Annotated in this window: 16 protein-coding genes and 1 riboswitch; of the genes, 11 read left to right on the forward strand and 5 right to left on the reverse strand. The window is 70.8% G+C overall.

The features are described from left to right. The first annotated feature begins 150 nt into the window (after positions 1-150). Together OG587_RS04060 and mgrA are read left to right on the forward strand one after the other, a co-directional pair. On the forward strand, positions 151-2,211 hold the full coding sequence (locus OG587_RS04060) for a S9 family peptidase (RefSeq protein WP_329086985.1): 2,061 nt from the start codon (positions 151-153) through the stop codon (positions 2,209-2,211). Beyond that, positions 2,208-3,236: an L-glyceraldehyde 3-phosphate reductase gene (mgrA, locus tag OG587_RS04065; RefSeq protein ID WP_329086987.1), complete on the forward strand. Its 1,029-nt coding sequence runs from the start codon at positions 2,208-2,210 to the stop codon at positions 3,234-3,236. The genes OG587_RS04060 and mgrA overlap by 4 nt, the downstream gene beginning before the upstream one ends. 74 nt (positions 3,237-3,310) lie before the next feature. Here the strand turns inward: mgrA and OG587_RS04070 are convergent, their stop codons facing one another. Then, positions 3,311-5,737 (reverse strand): lysylphosphatidylglycerol synthase transmembrane domain-containing protein, encoded by a 2,427-nt coding sequence (locus OG587_RS04070; RefSeq protein ID WP_329086989.1) that lies wholly within the window; start codon positions 5,735-5,737, stop codon positions 3,311-3,313. Positions 5,738-5,810: 73 nt separating this feature from the next. Here OG587_RS04070 and OG587_RS04075 point away from each other — a divergent pair, with 73 nt between their 5' ends. From OG587_RS04075 to OG587_RS04085, 3 genes are all read left to right on the forward strand, one after another. Then, positions 5,811-6,248 (forward strand): RpiB/LacA/LacB family sugar-phosphate isomerase, encoded by a 438-nt coding sequence (locus OG587_RS04075; protein ID WP_329086991.1) that lies wholly within the window; start codon positions 5,811-5,813, stop codon positions 6,246-6,248. 136 nt (positions 6,249-6,384) lie between these two features. Then, entirely contained in the window at positions 6,385-8,151 is a 1,767-nt protein-coding gene (locus tag OG587_RS04080) for a M28 family metallopeptidase (RefSeq protein WP_329086993.1), read from the forward strand. Positions 8,152-8,254: 103 nt separating this feature from the next. Then, entirely contained in the window at positions 8,255-10,270 is a 2,016-nt protein-coding gene (locus OG587_RS04085) for a molybdopterin-containing oxidoreductase family protein (protein WP_329086994.1), read from the forward strand. Between the two features lie 161 nt (positions 10,271-10,431). On the opposite strand, the gene OG587_RS04090 is transcribed toward OG587_RS04085, so the two are convergent. Then, entirely contained in the window at positions 10,432-10,812 is a 381-nt protein-coding gene (locus OG587_RS04090) for a MazG nucleotide pyrophosphohydrolase domain-containing protein (RefSeq protein ID WP_329086996.1), read from the reverse strand. An 83-nt stretch (positions 10,813-10,895) separates the two neighbouring features. Here OG587_RS04090 and OG587_RS04095 point away from each other — a divergent pair, with 83 nt between their 5' ends. Then, positions 10,896-11,360, forward strand: a complete 465-nt coding sequence (locus OG587_RS04095) for a hypothetical protein (RefSeq protein ID WP_329086998.1) — start codon at positions 10,896-10,898, stop codon at positions 11,358-11,360. Between the two features lie 174 nt (positions 11,361-11,534). On the opposite strand, the gene OG587_RS04100 is transcribed toward OG587_RS04095, so the two are convergent. The 3 genes from OG587_RS04100 to OG587_RS04110 all read right to left on the reverse strand — a co-directional run bounded on the left by OG587_RS04100 (position 11,535) and on the right by OG587_RS04110 (position 13,317). Beyond that, entirely contained in the window at positions 11,535-11,906 is a 372-nt protein-coding gene (locus OG587_RS04100; protein WP_329086999.1) for a VOC family protein, read from the reverse strand. Positions 11,907-12,101: 195 nt separating this feature from the next. Further along, positions 12,102-12,425 (reverse strand): DMT family transporter, encoded by a 324-nt coding sequence (locus OG587_RS04105; RefSeq protein WP_329087001.1) that lies wholly within the window; start codon positions 12,423-12,425, stop codon positions 12,102-12,104. 19 nt (positions 12,426-12,444) lie between these two features. Then, a riboswitch (guanidine-III (ykkC-III) riboswitch) is annotated at positions 12,445-12,510 on the reverse strand. A gap of 21 nt (positions 12,511-12,531) precedes the next feature. Beyond that, entirely contained in the window at positions 12,532-13,317 is a 786-nt protein-coding gene (locus OG587_RS04110; RefSeq protein WP_329087003.1) for a class I SAM-dependent methyltransferase, read from the reverse strand. Between the two features lie 179 nt (positions 13,318-13,496). Between OG587_RS04110 and OG587_RS04115 the strand changes: the two genes are divergently transcribed. The 5 genes from OG587_RS04115 to OG587_RS04135 all read left to right on the forward strand — a co-directional run bounded on the left by OG587_RS04115 (position 13,497) and on the right by OG587_RS04135 (position 19,886). Next, positions 13,497-15,326: an acyl-CoA dehydrogenase gene (locus OG587_RS04115; RefSeq protein ID WP_329087005.1), complete on the forward strand. Its 1,830-nt coding sequence runs from the start codon at positions 13,497-13,499 to the stop codon at positions 15,324-15,326. 320 nt (positions 15,327-15,646) lie between these two features. Next, entirely contained in the window at positions 15,647-16,390 is a 744-nt protein-coding gene (locus tag OG587_RS04120; protein ID WP_329087007.1) for an NUDIX hydrolase, read from the forward strand. Next, positions 16,387-17,364 carry a lipopolysaccharide kinase InaA family protein gene (locus OG587_RS04125; protein WP_329087009.1) on the forward strand — a complete coding sequence of 326 codons (978 nt, stop codon included), beginning with the start codon at positions 16,387-16,389 and terminating at the stop codon, positions 17,362-17,364. The genes OG587_RS04120 and OG587_RS04125 overlap by 4 nt, the downstream gene beginning before the upstream one ends. Before the next feature lie 53 nt (positions 17,365-17,417). After that, positions 17,418-18,374 (forward strand): hypothetical protein, encoded by a 957-nt coding sequence (locus OG587_RS04130; RefSeq protein ID WP_329087012.1) that lies wholly within the window; start codon positions 17,418-17,420, stop codon positions 18,372-18,374. Positions 18,375-18,671: 297 nt separating this feature from the next. Then, entirely contained in the window at positions 18,672-19,886 is a 1,215-nt protein-coding gene (locus OG587_RS04135; RefSeq protein WP_329087013.1) for an adenylosuccinate synthetase, read from the forward strand. Positions 19,887-19,917: the final 31 nt, after the last annotated feature.

Below are 19,917 nucleotides of genomic sequence, written 5' to 3' on the forward strand. Positions count from 1 at the left end.
CGACAGCCCCGCCCTGCGAGCCGAGCGAAACGACAGGAACCACCGGAGCGGCAGGGGCAGCGGGAACGACAGGGACGGCCGGCCAGGCAGGACAAGCCCGCTGAGCGGGTGGATCCGAACAGGCGTCGGCGGAAACATAGACTCGGCCAGGTGAGCAGCCAGACGCCGCCGACGGCGAAGAAGGTTCCCAGCGAGCGCGTGCACCACGGGGACACCGTGGTCGATGACTACGCGTGGCTGACGGTCAAGGACGACCCGGAGGTGGTCGCCTATCTGGAGGCGGAGAACGCCTACACGCAGGAGGCGACCACCCACCTCAAGCCCCTGCAGGAGACGCTGTTCCAGGAGATCAAGGGACGCACCCTGGAGACCGATCTCTCGGTCCCCACCCGCAAGGGCGGCTGGTGGTACTACTCGCGGACGGAGGAGGGCAAGCAGTACGGCATCCAGTGCCGGGTCGCGGCGGACGGCGAGACGCCGCCCGAACTGAAGGCCGGGGAGTCGCTTCCCGGTGAGGAGGTCCTGCTCGACGGCAACGAGCTCGCCGGAGACTCCGACTTCTTCTCGATCGGTACCAGCTCGGTCAGCCCCGACGGCACCCTGCTGGCCTACTCCACCAACTTCACCGGCGACGAGCGCTTCACCCTGCGGGTGAAGAACCTCACCACCGGCGAGACCCTCCCCGACGAGATTCCCGGCATCTTCTACGGCGGCGCCTGGTCCGCCGACGGCACGACGTTCTTCTACACCACGGTCGACGACGCCTGGCGGCCCAACCAGGTCCACCGGCACGCGATCGGGAGCCCGGCGGAGGACGACGTGCTCGTCCACGAGGAGTCCGACGAGCGGTTCTGGGTCGGCATCGGGCTCAGCCGCAGCGAGCGCTACCTGGTCCTCTCCGCCGGAAGCAAGATCACCAGCGAGGTGCGCCTCCTGGAGGCCGACAACCCCTCCGGTGAGTTCCGCGTCGCCAGGCCCCGGGAGATCGGCGTCGAGTACGGCGTCGACCACGCGGGCGACCACTTCCTGGTCCTGCACAACCGGAACGCGGAGAACTTCGAGCTGGCCACCGCGCCCCTCGACGACCCCGGCAGCTGGACGCCGCTCATCGAGCACCGCGCCGACACCCGGCTGCTCGACGTCGACGCCTTCGAGGGCCACACCGTCGTGCACTTCCGCAGGGACGGCCTCACCGGCATCCGCATCCTGCCCCGCGACGGGGAGGCGTACGAGATCCCCTTCCCCGAGCCGATCTACGACGTGGCCCCGTCGGGCAACCCGGAGTTCGTCACGGGACGGCTGCGGCTCGGCTACACCAGCATGATCACTCCGCCGTCGGTCTACGACTACGACCTGGGCGCGGGCGAGCTGGTCCTGCTGAAGCAGAAGGTCGTGCTGGGTGGCTACGACCCGGCCGACTACGAGCAGTTCCGCGAGTGGGCGACCGCCTCGGACGGCACCCGCGTCCCGATCTCGCTCGTGGCCAGGAAGGGCACGGAGCGGCCCGCCCCCACCGTGCTGTACGGCTACGGAAGCTACGAGATCTCGATCGACCCGTCGTTCTCCATCGCGAGGCTCAGCCTGCTCGACCGGGGCTTCGTCTTCGCCGTCGCGCACGTCAGGGGCGGCGGTGAGATGGGCCGCCGCTGGTACGAGAACGGCAAGTTCCAGCAGAAGAAGAACACGTTCACCGACTTCGTCGCCGCCGCCGAGCACCTCTCCGCCACGAACTGGTCCAGCGCGATCGTCGCCAGGGGCGGCTCCGCGGGCGGGCTGCTGATGGGCGCGGTCGCCAACCTCGCGCCGGAGACCTTCGCGGGCGTGGTGGCGGAGGTGCCGTTCGTGGACGCGCTGAACACGATCCTCGACCCGTCGCTGCCGCTGACCGTGATCGAATGGGACGAGTGGGGCGACCCGCTGCACAATCCCGAGGTGTACGCGTACATGAAGTCGTACACGCCCTACGAGAACGTGGACGGCCGGGTCTATCCGCCGATCCTGGCGATCACCAGCCTGAACGACACCAGGGTTTTCTACCACGAGCCCGCCAAATGGGTCGCGAAGCTTCGCGACGTCGCGAGCGGCGGGCCGTTCCTGCTCAAGACGGAGATGGGCGCCGGGCACGGCGGCCGTAGCGGCAGGTACGACTCCTGGCGCGAAGAGGCCTTCACCCTCTCCTGGATCCTCGACACGACGAAGGTGGCTCAGTGACGTATATCGCGGCGAACGACAGGTACGACGACCGGCAGCCGTACAACAGGGTCGGCAAGAGCGGGCTCAAGCTGCCCGCCGTCTCCCTGGGGCTCTGGCACAACTTCGGCGATGACAAGCCCTTCGAGGTCCAGCGGGACATCCTGCGGAGGGCCTTCGACCTGGGGGTGACCCACTTCGACCTGGCCAACAACTACGGCCCGCCGCCCGGGACCGCGGAGACCAACTTCGGGCGGCACTTCCGCCAGGACTTCGCCCCGTACCGCGACGAGCTGGTCATCTCCACCAAGGCGGGCTACGACATGTGGCCGGGCCCGTACGGCGAGTGGGGGTCGCGCAAGTACCTGCTGTCCAGCCTGGACCGGTCGCTGGAGCGGATGGGGATCGACTACGTCGACATCTTCTACAGCCACCGGTTCGACCCGGACACCCCGCTCGAGGAGACGATGGGCGCGCTGGACCACGCGGTCCGGTCGGGCAAGGCGCTGTACGCGGGCATCTCGTCCTACTCTCCCGAGCACACCAAGGAAGCCGCGCGGATCCTGCGGGAGATGGGCACGCCGCTGCTGATCCACCAGCCTTCGTACTCGATGCTGAACCGGTGGATCGAGGGCGGCCTGCTCGACGTCCTGGAGGAGGAGGGCGTGGGCTGCATCGCGTTCTCGCCGCTGGCGCAGGGCATGCTGACCGACCGCTACCTGAACGGGATCCCGGAGGGGTCGCGGGCCTCGCAGGGGCGCTTCCTCACCCCGGACATGCTCACCGACGAGACGATGCGGCACATCCGCACCCTGAACGAGATCGCGGGCCGGCGCGGCCAGTCGCTGGCGCAGATGGCGCTGGCATGGGCGCTGCGCGACAGGCGCGTCACCTCGGTGCTGATCGGCGCGAGCAGCGTCAAGCAGCTGGAGAACAGCCTCGCGGCGGTGGAGAAGCCGTCGTTCGACGCCGGGGAGCTGGAGGCAATCGACAAGGACGCGGTCGACGCGGGCATCAACATCTGGGCCACGTCCAGCGAGGCCTGACCTCACCCGCCCATCCGTACGGAGGCCGCCGGTCCAGATGACCGGCGGCCTCCGTCCGCGAAAAAGCCCGAGTGCTAGAGCGCCTCGTGCCGCTGCAGGTACGTGAACGAGGCCCAGCCCGGCAGGACCGGCAGCCAGAAGGTGAGCAGCCGGAACAGCAGCACGGCCGAGGGCGCCACCTCGGGTGGCACGCCCGCCAGGGTCAGACCGGCCGTGAGGGACAGCTCGACGGCGCCGAGCCCGCCGGGGGTGGGGGCGGCCGAGCCGATGGCGTTGCCCGCGAGGAAGACGATGGCGACGGCGGCGAAGCTGAGGGACTCGCCGAAGGCGCGAACGCAGGCGTCCAGGCAGACCACGAAGAACAGGGTGAGCAGCAGGGTGCCGCTGAAGCCCTCGACGATCTTCTTGGGCGACTGGAGGATGTCGAGCAGGCGCGGGATGACGCCGGAGAACAGCGAGCGGAGCCGCGCGATGATCATGCGGCGCAGGCGCGGCACGCTCACCGCGACCAGTATCACCACGGCCACGGCGAGCAGCGTGATCACGAGCGTGCGCGACGGGGTGAACGACGAGGCGGTGTTGGAACCGGTGATGTAGGCGAACAGCAGCAGCAGGGTGATGTGGAAGGCCAGCCCGATGAGCTGTGAGGCCCCCACGCTGGCCACCGCCTGCCCCGGGGGAATGCCACGTTTCTGCAGGTAGCGGGTATTGATCGCGACCCCGCTCACCGCGGCGGGCGCGACGAGCTTGACGAACGACCCGGCGAACTGGACGAGCACGGTACGGCCGAGGGGCAGTTTCTCCGGCACGAAGCCCATCAGCATGAGGGCGGCGGCGACATAGCTCAGCATCGCGGCGACCAGCGCCACCCCGGTCCAGCCCCACTTGGCCGACGTGATCATGTTGAGGTTGATCTGGGTCAGGTAGTAGACCAGGAAGTACGCGGCGAACGCGGTGCCGATGATGGTGATCAGGGTCCGGGGACGGAAGCGCTCCAGGCGCACCTCCTCGGCCTCGGCCCTCGGCTTGAGCTCGACGATCCGATCGCGGATCTCGGTGAGCAGCTCCTTGTCCTTGGTGAGCGCGGCCCTGGTCTCGCGGGTCAGCGCGATCCGCTGGAGCAGGGGGAGCGCGTCGGCGAGCACGCCGGACCCAGCCACGGCCGCGGCGGCGTCGACCGCCCGCTGGGCGCCGACGCGCAGGCTGAGGTAGGTGAGCAACTGGGCGATGTCGAGGCGGAGCAGCAGGTCGCCGGCGGCGATCTCGCCGCTGCGGGCGTCCATCAGGATCACCCGGCCCTCGCCGTCGACGTGGATGCTGTCGCCGGTCAGCCGCCGGTGGGCGAGCCGCTGGACCTGCAGCAGCAGGACCTGCTCCCAGATCTGGGCGAGCAGGTTGTCGTCGATCTCCTTGTCGGGGATGTTGTCGAGCGCGCGGGTGGGGGTGTGCTCGTAGGCGAGCAGCGCGGCCTCGGTGCCGATCTCGCTGGTGCCGACGAGCCTGGGGGTGCTCGCTCCGGCCGCCTGCGCGGCGTACGCCATGAGGGCCTCGCGCTCCAGCTCGGCGCGGAGCGAGCGGATGGCCTTGCGGCGGGTCTCGGAGTTGAGGCGGATGCGCCGCCAGAGGCGGTAGAGCACCCCGGCGACCTGGCGGTCACGGTCGAGGACGGTGACGTCGAGGCGGCTGCCGTCCTTGAGGCCGACGGCGTAACGGCGGCTGCTCTGGTGGTCGTCGTCGAGCCTGCGGGCCCTGACGGGGACGAAGCCCAGCTTGCGGAGTGCCATGACGACCGCGCTGCCCGGAGGGCGGGTGTTGGGGCTGCCCACGCCGTACAGGGTGGCGTAGCCGACGGCCAGCCCGACCATGATGGAGACGACGATGCCGAGGATGGTCGCGGCGAGCCCGGCGAACAGGGCGACGGCGTTGAGCGCGACCGCGCTCCACAGGGCCGCCCGCCAGGTGGGGCGGCGGGATATTCGCACCGCGGTGACGTAGGCGATGATCGGGGTGAGCAGGGTGTTGACCGGCTCGACCCCGGCCCGTCCGCCGGTCAGCAGGACCCGCAGATCCTCGGGTCCCGTGTTGAGGATCCACTCGCCGAGCACGAAGGAGAACACCATCGCGGCGATGGCCGCGAAGAGCCCCTCGGCCACCCTGAGGCCGTCGCGGTGGAGCACCCGCTCGATGGCGAAGGCGACGGGCACGCCGAGCATGGCCGACGCGCTCAGCACCCCGGCCAGCCCGCTGAGCAGGAACGGCGCCCGGCTGGTGCCGTCGGCGACGTCGCCCTCCAGGCCGTTCAGGGTCTTCTTGGCGACGAGGGCGAGCAGGACCACGGCCGCGAGCGCGAGCAGGGTCGCCAGAAACCTCAGCAGGTCGGAGGGGCGGCGGATCCGCTGCGGGAGCAGCGGCTCGACGACGTGCACGGCGAGATCGTCGTCTGTCGCCGGCCGTGTGCCGTCGACGGACGCCGTTTCGTCCAGTTCCCCGATTTTCGTCACCGCCTGCGATTCTGCACGTTTCGCATTACAGGTGCGTCACCGATCTTCTCCTTCAGTGTCCACAATCAGAGTCATGCGTATCTCAGTTGCCTCCGACAGTCTTGACGGTGTGGCTTCCATCTTGGTCTCTGAAATCGAAAAACGAGGTCACACGGTGATACCTCACGGTGCCGTGGCCGACGAGCGGGCCGACTGGGCGTGGTGCTGCGCGCGTGCCGCCGGGGATGTGGCCTCGGGATCGGCCGATCAGGCGATCGTGTGCTGCTGGACCGGGACGGGCGCGTCGATCGCGGCGAACAAGGTGCCCGGCGTGCGGGCGGCGCTGTGCGCGGACGCGGCCACGGCGGACGGGGCACGTCGCTGGAACGACGCCAATGTGCTGGCGATCAGCCTCCGGTTGACCTCCGCCCCCCTGCTCGGGGAGATCCTGGACGCCTGGTTCGCGGGAAGCCCCAGCCTCGACGAGGAGGACCGGGCGAACATAGCGTACCTGTCGCAGATGGAGAATTGACCATTCTACCTGCGGAAACAATCAATTTGATGGGGGACGGACTGAAAGGCTGAACATCATGTTCCGTCACCCGCCCGTGTCCCGCCGAGCCACGTCCGAGGGGCGGGAAACCCCCTCCGGTTCCCCCGGGAAGTTGATGGCCGCGATCACCGTGGTCTCGGTCATGTCCCTGGCCTCGGTGTCCGCCGCGTCCACCGTCCCGGCCGGCGCGGCGCCGATTCCGGGAGGCGGCGGCTCCGAACCGGCCGCGGTTTCCATCGTTCCGGCCGGCGTGACACCAACTCCCGGGCGCGGCTCCGAACCTGCCGCGGCGTCCGTCGTTCCGGCCGGCGTGGCGCCGACTCCCGGGGGCGGCGGCTCCGAACCACCGCCCGAGAGTCCTCTGCCGCCGGGCGCGAAGACGTTCGGGTCGTCGGTCAAGCTCGCGGCCCTCAAGCGGCACCTGGGCATGCTCCAGGCCATCGCCGATGCCAACGGCGGCAACCGGGCGGCGGCCGCACCGGGCTACGACGCCTCGTTGGCCTACGTCGCGGGCAAACTCCGCGCCGCCGGATACCGGGTCACCTCGCAGGAGTTCAAGATCTCCTTCTTCCGCGAGACCGCTCCCCCCGTGCTGGAGCGGAAACGGCCCTCGGTCAAGACGTACAGGCCCGGTACCGACTTCAGGACCATGACGTACTCCGGCTCGGGGAAGGTGACGGCCCCGGTGCAGGGGGTCGACCTGGTCCCGCCGTCGGCGGGGGCGCCGGAATCCACCTCGGGGTGTGAGGCGAGCGACTTCTCCACCTTCGTCCGGGGCAACATCGCGCTGATCCAGCGCGGCGCCTGCAGCTTCCAGACCAAGGCGGAACAGGCCGAGACCGCCGGCGCGTCCGGTGTGATCATCTTCAACGACGGCCGGGTGGTCCAGGGAGCCGCCGACCGCAAGGGCCTGCTCGGCGGCTCGCTCAACACCTCCGCCGTGCACATCCCGGTCGTCGGCACCGACTTCGCGACCGGTGAGGAGCTGGCGGCGGCGGGAACGACGGCGACGCTCGCCGTGGACGCCGAGAACGTTCCCGACCGCAGGACGCGCAACCTCATCGCCGAGAGCCCCTGGGGTGACCCGGACAGGGTCGTCATGCTCGGCGCCCATCTGGACAGCGTCGTGGCGGGCCCCGGCATCAACGACAACGGCTCGGGTACCGCGGGCATCCTGGAGACGGCGCTGGCTGCGAAGTCGCTGCGGACGAAGAACAGGCTGCGCTTCGCCTTCTGGGGCGGCGAGGAGCTGGGCCTGCTCGGTTCGAAGTACTACGTGGCCGCCCTGCCCCCCGCGGAGCGGGCGAAGATCAAGGTTTACCTGAACTTCGACATGATCGCCTCACCGAACCACGTTTTCGGGATCTACGACGGCGACTCGTCCGGCACGGCCGTCGGCGCGACTCCGCCCGCCGGATCGGGCCAGATCGAGAAACTCTTCCAGGCGTACTTCACGGCGGTGGGCGAGCCGTACCAGGACGCCGAGTTCAGCGGCCGGTCCGACTACGGCCCCTTCATCGCGATCGGCATCCCCTCGGGCGGGCTGTTCACCGGCGCGGAGAGCATCAAGACCGCCGACGAGGCCCAGAAGTTCGGCGGCACCGCCGGGGTCGCGTACGACAAGTGCTACCACCAGGCGTGCGACACCACCGCCAACATCAACGACAGGGCGCTGGAGGTGAACGGCGGCGCGATCGCGACGGCGGCGTTCGTCTACGCGTACGCCGACAACCTTCCCAGGGATTCCAACAGCCCCGGGGATCCCGGAGGGCCCGAGGGGCCGGGCAAGGGCGCGGTCACCCCCGGTAAGGCGGGAACCGGCGCGGGCGGCCTGGAACCCGGCCACGGCCACGAGCACGAGCACGGCGGCCTGCTCGGGTGAACGGCCGCCGCGCCGCGTACGGTCCGGGTGAGGGCCGGGCGCGCGGGGCGGGAAAGGGGAACGCGCGTGCGCCCCGGCCAGGGGGCGCGGCTACAGTCGGGGCATGTCGTCAGGCGAATTGCGAGTGCTGGGGGCGTGCCCGCTGGACTGCCCCGACACCTGCTCCTGGGTGGTGACCGTCCAGGACGGCGATGCCGTCAAGATGCGCGGCAACCCGGACCATCCGTACACCCGGGGCGCGCTCTGCGTGAAGGTCAACCGCTACCTGGAGCACACCCGGGCGGCCGATCGCATCCTGCACCCGATGCGGCGGGTCGGCCCGAAGGGGTCCGGCCGGTTCGAGCGGATCAGCTGGGACGAGGCCCTGGAGGAGATCTCCGTACGGCTGCGGGACATCGTCGACGAGCACGGCGGCGAGGCGATCTGGCCCTACCTGGGCACCGGCACGCTGGGATACGTCCAGGGGGCGGAGGGGATCGCCGGGAGGCGGTTCTGGAACGTCCTGGGGGCGTCGAGTCACTTCCTGAACATCTGCTCCTCGGCCGGGAACTCCGGGCTGCGGCAGATCTACGGCACGCCGGGCGGCATGGATCCGGAGACGTTCGCCCTGTCCAGGCTCATCCTGCTGTGGGGGACGAACACGCTGACGACCGGGCACCACCTGTGGAGGTTCGTCCAGGACGCCCGCGCGGCCGGGGCGCACGTGGTGGCGATCGACCCGATCCGCACCCGCACCGCCGAGCAGGCCGACGAGCACCTGCCGATCCGGCCGGGCACCGACGCGGCCCTCGCCCTGGGGCTGATGAACGTCGTCCTCGCCGAGGGCGCCGAGGACCGCGACTACCTGGAGAACCACACGAGCGGCTGGGAGAACCTCCGCGAGGAGATCCTGCGCCATCCTCCGGCGCGCGTGGCGGAGATCACCGGGCTGCCCGAGGACGACATCCGGGCCCTGGGGACGCGTCTGGCGCGTACGCGGCCCACCGGCATCCGGGCCACCATGGGCATGCAGCGGCACGCGGGCGGCGGCACCGCGATGCGCACGATCGCCGCCATCCCCGGCGTGACCGGCGACTGGCGCCACCCGGGCGGCGGGATCGCGTACTCCACCAGCGGGCACGTCCACCTGAACATCGACACCCGCGACGACCTGCTCCCCGGCCCTGTCCGCACGCTCACCATGACCCGGCTCGCCGACGAGCTGGACGAGTCGGTCAAGTGCCTGTGGGTGTACGCGGCCAACCCGATGGGCTCCACCTCCGGCCAGAACCGGGTCCGCGAGCGGCTGCTGCGCGAGGACCTGTTCACCGTCGTGATGGAGCAGTTCCCGACCGACACCGTCGACTACGCCGACATCGTCCTTCCCGCCACCATGCAGATCGAGCACGCCGACCTGCACGCGGGGTACGGGCACATGTACCTGCTGTGGAACGAGCCCGCCGTCGAGCCACCGGGCGAGTGCCTGTCCACCACCGAGACGTTCCGCCGCCTGGCGCGGCACATGGGGCTCACCGAGCCGTCCCTGTACGACTCCGACCTGGAGCTGGCCGAACAGCTGCTCACCTCGGGTCATCCCTCCCTGGAGGGGATCACGCTCGACCGGCTGCGCAAGGAGGGCTGGGTCCGCCTCAGCGTCCCCCAGCCGTTCGTGCCGTTCACCGACGGCTTCCCGACGCCCTCGGGCCGGATGGAGTTCGGCTCGGGACCGGCCTACGTCCCGTCGCACACGGCCTCGGCCGCGCCGGGGCCGTACCCGCTGGCGCTCATCACGCCTGCCTCCCACACCTTCCTCAACACCACCTTCGGCAACAACCCCGAGTTGCTGAAGCGCTCGAAGGGCCCGCGGATCCTGGTCAACCCCGAGGACGCCTCGCGGAGGGGGCTGAGCGAGGGACAGCGGGCCCGGGTGTTCAACGACGACGGCGAGTTCGAGGCCGTGGTGGAGATCAGCGAGAAGGTACGGCCCGGCGTGGTCGCGTCCACCAAGGGACACTGGCGCAAGCTCAGCCCGGGGGGCGCGACGGCGAACGCCGTGGTGGCCGCCCGAGACGCCGACATGGGCCGGGGCGCCGTCTACCACGACAACCTCGTCGAACTCGCCCCGCGCGCCACCGAATGACCGTCAGCCCCATCGAACCCGTCGAATCCACCGGACCCGGCGCACCTGCCGCACCTATCGCATTCGTCGGATCCACCGGACCCGACGAACCTGTCGCCCCCGGCGGGTACGCCGCACCTGGCGAACCTGTCGCGTTCGGCGGCCCCGGAAGAGCGAAGCCGCTAAACCCTCCGGCCGCGCCCCTCCCCGGTGAGCACCCCGGCCACGTCGGCGGGCGTGAAACCCGGCCCCTTGGCGGCCTTGCCGTTCTCGGTGCCGGACTTCGTCATGTTGGCCCTGTGCACCTCGGCGAGCACCCGGTCCAGGTCGATCCCGTACGTCAGGGCGGTGCCGTACGCGACGTAGACCACGTCGGCCAGTTCGTGCGCGACACCGGCCAGATCGCCCGCCTCGGCGGCCTGCGCCACCTCGGCCACCTCCTCGTCGAGGAACCTCTGCCGCAGGCGGGCCAGCTCCACGGGAGGCAGGCCGGGGGCGTCGGAGAGGGGAAGCCCGATCTTCTCGTGAAACTCTCGAACCAGGCGCGCCGGTGATCCATCCATGCACGTCACCCTAGAACGACCCCGGGGACAATCAGGGTTGCTCCCCGATGTGGGCAAGGGGGTGTGGGAGGCACTCTGGTGGCATGAACGACGAACTGACTCGACGTGACGAGATGTCCCTCGCCGGAGCGGCGCTGCGCGGTGCTCCCTGGAAGGCCGCGGCGGTGACCGGCGGCGCGGTGGCGGCCACCAGCCTGGGGCTGGGCCTGCTCTCCGGGAGCCTGGATCTTGCGTGGGCGATGATGGTCGGTATCGGCCTGTTCTCGCTCGTCGCGGCCATCGGCTCGATCAGCAAGCCCGCCGTCGGCGACCGGGTGACCCGGCAGGCCCGGCTCTGGGCGCTGCGCCACCCCTGGAGGTTCTCCCTCTATCCCGCTCTCGGCTCCGCGATCCTGCTGTATCCGGTGCAGCTCGTCCTCGACGGCGAGGGCGTCTTCGGGGCGGCGCTGGACGCGCTCCAGGGGGGTGTCGTGGTCTACCTGATCACGGCGATCGTGGCCCTCACCCTCAAGGGACGCGGCCAGACCTCGCTTCCCGGTGGCCACTGAACCTCGCGGTCCGGTGGCCGCCAAGCCTCGCGGCCCGGCCGTCCAGGCCACCGGTGACCGGCCGGTCTCGCGCGGCCGGCCGGTCCCACGCGATCGCCCGGCCTCGCGGCCCGGCCGAGCCCTCTGGCGTAACCGGGCCCATCGGCGTGAACGGGCCGAGGCCGTCCGGGGACGCTAGACCCGCTCGTACTCGGCGCGGCAGACGCAGAACTCGTTGCCCTCGGGGTCGAGCATCGTGACCCAGCCGCTGCCGTCGGGGTTGCGGTGGTCCCCGGAGATCGTGGCGCCGAGTTCGGCGAGGCGTTCGACCTCCTCCTCGCGGGTGGTGCCCGCCGAGCCGGTGAGGTCCAGGTGGACACGGTTCTTGACCGCCTTGTCCTCGGGGACCCTGATGAACAGCAGGTCGACCCGGCCGCCCTGGAGAAGGACCTCGTCGTCGTTCTTCTCCGTGTCCGGGTGGAGCTCCCCGCCGCCGGCGTCGCGCCAGAAGGTCGCCAGCTCGTACGGCCGGGCGCAGTCGAAGGTCACACAGTGAACGTCAATCATGCCCCCACCCAACCCGACACCACCAAAGCCGTCAAGCTGGTTTCGGGCGAGCCGATTCAGAATCCGCGGGTCACGCTACTGGACACGCCCGCACGGCCGCCCTCAGAGGGCGCCGAAACATCCGGACGCGCGACCCTCAGCCGAAACCTCCGGGCGCGCGCGACCCGCAGAGGGCGCCGAAGCGTCCGGGCGCGGTCAGTGGCCGCCGCCGGCGAAGTTGAGCCCGACGACGCCCGCGACGATGAGCAGGATCGAGGCGATCTTGAGGGCCGACGCGTCCTCGCCGAGGGCGACGATGCCCAGCGCGGCGGTGCCGACGGCTCCGATGCCCGTCCAGACTGCGTAGGCCGTACCGACCTCCAGGGTCTTCAGGCCGATGGCGAGCAGGCCGAAACTGAGCACGCCGAAGACGATGAAACCGACGCTCGGCAGCGGCACGGAGAACCCGTCGCTCAGCTTGAGCGAGTACGCCATCGCGACTTCGAACAGGCCGGCGACCACGATGAAAACCCAGGGCATGACAGCTCCTCCTTGATCAGGAGCGTCGTCTTTGCCTACCGGGTACGGCGCGTCTCGTCCGGAAACGCTCTTTTTGAGCGTTCTCCCGGTGGAACGTAGCCGGATCTCACTTTGATTCCCACCAGATGGTGAACCACCGGTCGCGGGGCACCGGCCACATGTCCAGCTCGACCACCGCCGCGATGACCTCGTCGGCCCGCTCCCGCCCGAGGCAGAGCCTCCGGCAGGCGCTCTCGGCGAGGTCCTCGAGCCGGGTGAAGCGGGGCAGCGGGGCCACCCGCCACTCGTGGCGGACCTCGTGGCCGAGCCCCTCCGCGACGGCGATCACATCGTGGGCCGTGGGTCTCCGCGGGCGGGTGATGCCGTGGAAGTGCTGCCACAGGGGGTTGAGCCAGCTCATCGGGTGTCGGCCGGTAAGTTCCAGGACGACCCGGGTGCGGGCGTGACGGGTGAGCTCGGTGAGGAACCCCGACAGTTCGGGCACGTCGTAGACGACGTGGGCGGAGACCGCGACGTCCGCGACCGGTGTCCGGTCCGCGACGTCGGGCCAGCGGCCGTCGACGATCCGGGTGGGAACGCCGAGCGCCGCCGCCCGGGAGGCCAACTCGGCGAGCATGGCGCCGGAGGCGTCGACCGCGATCAGCTCCCCCAGGGCCCGGCCCAGCGGCAGGGAGGCCGCCCCGGTCCCGGCGCCGACGTCCAGCACGCTCCCGCCGGGTGGGAGCGCCTCGGCGATCCGCGCCAGGGTCGGCCCCTCGGGAACCGCGAGGGCGAGATCGGTGCGCTCGGCGAACCGCGCCGGGGAGTGGCCCCAGGGACTGACCGGTGCCCTGGCCGCGATCTCCTCGGGAATGGCCCACATCCCGAGGTCGGCCCGCCACTGCTCGTCCATGTGGAAAGCCTAGAAGAGCTTCCCCCGCCCGTCGATCGGCCCCCTGAGGCACCTCCGGGCAGCGTGACGAACGTCCCAGTCGGGGTTGTTTTTTAGGGGTTACTCGCGGGTAGCATTACAGGTAACGTTACTGGCGAGTATGGACAGTCCCGGACCCCCGGTTTCAAGGAGCAGACCCCATGGGCCACTACAAGAGCAATGTCCGTGACCTGGAGTTCAACCTCTTCGAGGTCTTCGGGCGCCGGGACATCCTGGGTACCGGCCTTTACGCCGATCTGGACGAGGACGTCGTGCGAAGCGTCCTGGAGGAGGTCAACCGGCTCGCCACGGGCGTGCTCGCCGACTCCTTCGAGGAGGGCGACCGCACCCCGCCGGTGTTCGACCCCGCCACCTCGACGGTGACGATGCCGGAGGGCTTCAAGAGGTCCTTCGCCGCCTACCGTGACGCGGGCTGGACCAACCTCGGCCTTCCCGCCGAGATGGGCGGCCCCGGCCTGCCGAGCAGCGTGAGCTGGGCCCTGGCCGAGCTGGTGCTCGGCTCCAACCCGGCCGTGTGGATGTACTCCAGCGGCCCGGCCTTCGCCTACATCCTCCACACGATCGGCACCGAGGACCAGCAGCGCTTCGCCGAGCTGGCCATCGAGAACCAGTGGGGCGCCACCATGGTGCTCACCGAGCCGGACGCCGGCTCCGACGTGGGCGCCGGCCGCGCGAAGGCCGTACGGCAGGACGACGGCACCTGGCACATCGAGGGCGTGAAGCGCTTCATCACCAGCGCCGAGCACGACCTGTCCGACAACATCTTCCACCTGGTGCTGGCCCGCCCCGAGGGGCACGGCGTCGGCACCAAGGGCCTGTCGATGTTCCTGGTCTCGAAGTACCACGTGGACCTGGACACCGGCGAGCTCGGCGAGCGCAACGGCGTCCTCGTCACCAACGTCGAGAAGAAGATGGGCCTCAAGGTCTCCACGACCTGCGAGGTCACCTTCGGCGGCGAGCGCCCGGCCGTGGGCACGCTGATCGGCGAGGTGCACGAGGGCATCAAGCAGATGTTCATGATCATCGAGCACGCCCGGATGATGGTCGGCTCGAAGGCGATCGCCACGCTCTCCACCGGCTACCTCAACGCCCTCGCCTACGCCAAGGAGCGGGTGCAGGGCGCCGACCTCACCCAGATGGCCGACAAGTCGGCCCCGCGCGTGACGATCACCCACCACCCGGACGTGCGCCGGGAGCTGATGCTCCAGAAGTCGTACGCCGAGGGCATGCGGGCCCTGGTCATGCTCACCGCCACCTACCAGGACGACGTGCTGATCGCCGAGCACGAGGGCCGCAGGAACGAGCACGCCGAGGCGATGAACGACCTGCTGCTGCCGCTGGTCAAGGGCGTCGGCTCCGAGCGCTCGTACGAGCTGCTGGCCCGCTCGCTGCAGATCCTGGGCGGGTCCGGCTACCTGCAGGACTACCCGATCGAGCAGTACATCAGGGACGCGAAGATCGACTCCCTCTACGAGGGCACCACCGCGATCCAGGGCCTGGACCTGTTCTTCCGCAAGGTCCTGCGCAACCAGGGGGCCGCCCTCGGCTCGCTGTACGGCGACGTGAAGGCCTTCGCCGCCTCCGAGGCGGGCAACGGGCGGCTGAAGGAGGGGCGCAAGCTCCTCGGTGAGGCCGCGGACGAGGTCAAGGCCATGGCCGACACCATGGCGGGCTGGGCGATCGGCTCGCTGGAGACCCCGCAGGAGGTCTACAAGGTCGGCCTCAACACCACCCGGTTCCTGCTCGCCCTGGGCGACGTGGTGATCGGCTGGCTGCTGCTGCGCCAGGCCGAGGTGGCCCTGGCCGCGCTGGGCTCGGCCACCGAGGGGAGCGACCACGCCTTCTACACCGGCAAGGTCTCCGCGGCCGCGTTCTTCGCCCAGACCGTCCTGCCCCGCGTCGCCGCCGAGCGCCGTACGCTCGACGCCACCGACCAGGACCTGATGGAACTGCCCGAAGAGGCGTTCTGACCCGATCTGACCCGATCTGACCCGGCCGTTTCAGGCCGGTTCAGGCCCGAGGACCACCTGCTCCCGCGGCAGGCACGATGAGGGACCGGCCCCGTTCTCACGGGGCCGGTCCCTCATCCGTTCCCCGGCCTCTCATCTTGCGCCGCGACCTCCCGGACGGCCCCGGCGGGCCGGGCCACCGGCCCATCCCGCCTCGCCCCGGGTCCGGCCGGGGAGGGGGCCTTAGGAAGGGCGAAGAAGGATGGATCACCGCAAAGTCATTGACATCGGCCTCCTGTTATTCTCATACTGAGATTGTCTCAATCTGAGAAGGACATGTGATGGATGAATCCGAGTTCCTGGCCGGCTACGACCCTCGGGCATACCCGGCGGTCGCGGTGACGGTCGACGTGGTGGCGCTGACCATTCGCGGGGGCGGGTTGCGCGTTCTGCTGATCAGGCGGGCCGAGCAACCCCATGCGGGGCTGTGGGCGCTGCCCGGGGGGTTCATCCGGCCGGGAGAGGATCTGCCGCAGGCCGCGGCGCGGGAGCTGGCCGAGGAGACGGGGCTGGCTGGGCCGTCAGGCCGACTCCACATCGAGCAGCTCGCCAGTTACGGGGCGCCCGAGCGTGATCCGCGGATGAGGATCGTGTCGGTCTCCTACCTGGCGTTCGCCCCCGATCTGCCCGATCCCCGGGCGGGTTCGGACGCGGCCGACGCCTCCTGGCACCCGGTCGACAAGCTGCCGGAGCTCGCGTTCGACCACGACCGCATCCTGGCGTACGGGCTGGAGCGGGCGCGCGGCAAGCTGGAGTACACCCCGCTGGCCACCGCGTTCGCCGGCGAGAGGTTCACGATCTCCGAGCTGCGCGGCGTCTACGAGACGGTCTGGGGTGTGTCACTGCACGCGGGCAACTTCCACCGCAAGATCCTGTCGGTGCCCGGTTTCGTGGAGAGCACCGGCGAGACCACCGAGAGCGGCGGGGCCAGGGGCGGGCCGCGCGCCAAGCTCTACCGGGCCGGCGACGCCCGGCTCCTGCACCCCGCCCTGTTGCGGCCCGCCAGGGAGGAGCAGATCAGATGACCACGGCCGAGGCGATCGCGCTGGTGACCGCCGCCCGCACGCCCGACGACCTGTTCGGCGGGGACTCCCCCCACCGGGCGTACCGGAGGCTGGCGAGGCTGCTCCACCCCGACCTCGCGCCGGGAGCGGAGGCCGCCGAGGCGTTCTCCCGGCTGGCGAGGCTGTGGGCGGCCCGCGACGGGGCCCCGGCGGGAGCCTCGGAGCGGGCCAAGGAGACGGTGATCACCACCAGGCGGGGCACCTACCGGATCGGGGGCGTCTTCCGGCGGGGCGCCTCGGCCGTGCTCTACGAGAGCGGCCCCGACACGCTGCTCAAGCTCCCGCGCAGCCACGCGGACAACGACCTCATGCGCCGCGAGGCGGAGTCCCTGGAGACGATCGCGCGCGACGGCGACCCGCTGCTCCTGCCGTACGTGCCCCGCGTGGTGGAGTCGTTCCGGCACCGCTCGGAGGGGATCGAGCGGCAGGCCAACGTGATCAGCCGGGTGCCGGACGGGTTCCTGAGCCTGGAGGAGGTCCAGCGGCGGCGGCCGGTGCTGGACGTGAGGGACGCGGCGTGGATCTGGCGGCGGCTGCTGGTGGTCGTCGGCGCGGCCCACCGGGCGGGGGTCGTGCACGGCGCGGTGTTCGGGCACCACGTCCTCGTCCACCCGCTCGACCACGGCCTGGTGCTCGTCGACTGGAGCCAGTCGGTCCCGCTCGGCACCCCGATCACCGCCCTCGTGGCCAGGCACCGCGACGACTACCCGGCCGGGGTCCTGGCCAAAACGCCCGCGACCCCGGCCACCGACATCCACCTCGCCACCCGCTGCGTGGCCGCCCTCATGGGCGACCGCGTCCCCACCCCGGTCAGGAACTTCGTCCGGGGCAGCCTGCTCAGCCCGCCGAACGACGCCTGGCGGCTGCTGGGAGAGCTCGACGACCTGCTCGACGACCTGTACGGGCCGAGGAAATACCGGCCGCTCCATCTCTAGACCTTCAAAACGACCTCATAGCACGTTCCACCCCTGATCCGAGGAGATCACCCGTGGGAAGCGGAATCTGGTCCACCGACGTCTACTCCGCCGCCGCGAGCTACCGCGCGGCCAAGGGTTCGAGCGCCTTCGCCTACAGCGACAGCGGCGCCCGCTCCGCTCACCCCGACCTCGACCCGCACGAAGTGACGCTCCGCGAGAGCCGTGACTCCGCCGAGCACCCCAACTCCCTGGCCGTGGCCGTCCTGTTCGACGTGACCGGCTCGATGGGCGGGGTGCCCCGCACCCTCCAGACCAAGCTGCCCGACCTGCTCGGGCTGCTGCTCCGCAAGGGGTACGCCACCGACCCGCAGATCCTCTTCGGCGCGATCGGCGACGCCACCTGCGACCGGGCCCCGCTGCAGGTCGGCCAGTTCGAGTCCGACAACCGGATGGACGAGCACCTGGGCAAGATCCTGCTTGAGGGCGGGGGCGGCGGCCAGATGACCGAGTCGTACGAGCTGGCGATGTACTTCATGGCCAGGCACACCTCGATCGACTGTTTCGAGAAGCGGGGCCGCCGGGGCTACCTGTTCATCATCGGCGACGAGCTGCCCTACCCGCAGGTCAGGCGGCGCGAGGTCGAGAAGGTGGTCGGCGAGCGGCTCCAGCGCGACATCCCGACCAAGGACATGGTCGCCGAACTGACCAGGATCTACGACGTCTACTACATCCTCCCCGCCGGGACGAGTTACGCCGGGGACAGCCGGGTGCTGGCCGCCTGGCGCGAGCTGCTCGGACAGAACGTGCTGGAGCTGGACGACCTGGACGCGGTCTGCGAGACCATCGCGCTCACCGTCGGCCTCGGCGAGGACGCCATCGACCTGCGGGAGGGGCTGGACGACCTCGACGAGCTCGGCTCGAACGCCGGAACCGCCGTGAGCAAGGCCCTCGCCAAGCTCGACCGGGGCACCCTCGTGGTGGCCGACGGGCTCGACCTGGGCGGCGACAGCGGCGTGATGCGGCTCTGAAGACCTCCCCGCCGTGCGGCGGCCACCGCGAGAGCGGCGGGGAGTGCCACCACGAAGGGAGACGGCTCCTCCCCGGCGGGAACAACGCCCCGCCGGGGAGGAGCCTCCGGTGGAAGGGACCGGCGGGAAGCCTCCGGTGGATGGCTGGGTGGGAGCCTCCGGTCGAGGGACGGACGGGGCCTCTCGGCGAAGGCACAGACGAGGGCTTCCTGCGGAGGGCCGGCGGGGAGCGACTCGCCGGCGAGAACCGGTGAGAAGAAGAGGAAGGGGAGGAGACGAGGGTGGACGGGTGGCCGTATGCGTGAGCACGTGATCGTGACCGACCTCGGGTACGGCGACGCGGGGAAGGGCACCGTCGTCGACTGGCTCTGCGCCCGCGAGCCCGTCCAGGCGGTCGTCAGGTTCAACGGGGGCGGGCAGGCGGGTCACAACGTCGTCCTGCCCGACGGGAGGCACCACACGTTCGCGCAGTTCGGGGCGGGCACGTTCAGGGGCGTGCCGACCCACCTGTCCAGGTTCATGGTCGTGGATCCGCTGTCACTGGCCGGGGAGGCGGCCCACCTGGAGAGGCTGGGCGTCCCCAACCCGTTCTGCCTGCTCACCGTGGACCGGGACGCCCTGCTCGCCACGCCGTACCACGTGGCGGCGGGGCGGGCCAGGGAGCTGGCGCGCGGTGCGGACCGGCACGGGTCGTGCGGGATGGGCGTCGGCGAGACCATGGCCTACGCCTTGGATCACCCCGATCTCGCGCCGGTCGCGGGCGACTGCGAGGAGCCGGCCCGGCTCGCCCGCAAGCTGCGCGCGCTCCGCGAGGCCCTGGGGGTGACCGGGCCGCCCGTGGAGGACTGCGTCGACGCCTACCGGGCGTTCGCCGAGCGGGTGATCCTGGTCGGTTCCTCGTTCATGACCGCGCTGCTGCGCAGGCGGCCCGTGGTCTTCGAGGGGGCGCAGGGCGTGCTGCTCGACGAGTGGCACGGCTTCCACCCGTACACCACCTGGAGCACGACGACCTTCGCCAACGCGCTGGAGCTGCTCGACGGGGTGCCCGCCATGCGGCTGGGCGTGCTGCGGACCTACACCCCGCGGCACGGCCCCGGACCGCTGGTCACCGAGGACGCGGCGCTCACGCCGCCCGAGGCCCACAACGGGACCGGCCCCTGGCAGGGGCCCTTCCGCACCGGCTACTTCGACGCGGTGGCCCACCGCTACGCGCTGGCGGTCTCCGGCGGGGCCGACGCCCTCGCGCTCACCCACCTGGACGCGCCGGTGTCGCGGATGTGTGTCTCGTACGACATCGGCGAGCTTCCGGTGGGCGCGGCGGGCGACCTCGACGGGCAGGCCGGGCTGACGGAACGGCTGCGCGAAGCCGGGCCGCGCTACGCCGACGGGATCGACGACTGGCCCGCTGCGGTGGCGGAGGCCCTCAAGGTGCCGGTGTGGCTGGGCTCGTCGGGGCCCACCGCCGCGGACAAGGCCATCCTCGGTGGTGTGATCACGCCTGAGAGGGTATGACCAACCCCGGACTGTCTCTTTGCCTGACGTA

The sequence above is a fragment of the Streptosporangium sp. NBC_01469 genome, from assembly GCF_036227305.1.
Lineage (GTDB): Bacteria > Actinomycetota > Actinomycetes > Streptosporangiales > Streptosporangiaceae > Streptosporangium.

Bases quoted from the DNA above. Each gene is read 5' to 3' on its own strand.
- OG587_RS04135 (WP_329087013.1), top strand. From the start codon at position 18,672: ATGCGTGAGCACGTGATCGTGACCGACCTCGGGTACGGCGACGCGGGG.
- OG587_RS04110 (WP_329087003.1), bottom strand. From the start codon at position 13,317: ATGGACGAGCAGTGGCGGGCCGACCTCGGGATGTGGGCCATTCCCGAG.
- OG587_RS04095 (WP_329086998.1), top strand. From the start codon at position 10,896: ATGAACGACGAACTGACTCGACGTGACGAGATGTCCCTCGCCGGAGCG.
- OG587_RS04115 (WP_329087005.1), top strand. From the start codon at position 13,497: ATGGGCCACTACAAGAGCAATGTCCGTGACCTGGAGTTCAACCTCTTC.
- OG587_RS04085 (WP_329086994.1), top strand. From the start codon at position 8,255: ATGTCGTCAGGCGAATTGCGAGTGCTGGGGGCGTGCCCGCTGGACTGC.
- OG587_RS04100 (WP_329086999.1), bottom strand. From the start codon at position 11,906: ATGATTGACGTTCACTGTGTGACCTTCGACTGCGCCCGGCCGTACGAG.
- OG587_RS04075 (WP_329086991.1), top strand. From the start codon at position 5,811: ATGCGTATCTCAGTTGCCTCCGACAGTCTTGACGGTGTGGCTTCCATC.
- OG587_RS04105 (WP_329087001.1), bottom strand. From the start codon at position 12,425: ATGCCCTGGGTTTTCATCGTGGTCGCCGGCCTGTTCGAAGTCGCGATG.
- OG587_RS04090 (WP_329086996.1), bottom strand. From the start codon at position 10,812: ATGGATGGATCACCGGCGCGCCTGGTTCGAGAGTTTCACGAGAAGATC.
- OG587_RS04120 (WP_329087007.1), top strand. From the start codon at position 15,647: ATGGATGAATCCGAGTTCCTGGCCGGCTACGACCCTCGGGCATACCCG.
- OG587_RS04080 (WP_329086993.1), top strand. From the start codon at position 6,385: ATGGCCGCGATCACCGTGGTCTCGGTCATGTCCCTGGCCTCGGTGTCC.
- OG587_RS04125 (WP_329087009.1), top strand. From the start codon at position 16,387: ATGACCACGGCCGAGGCGATCGCGCTGGTGACCGCCGCCCGCACGCCC.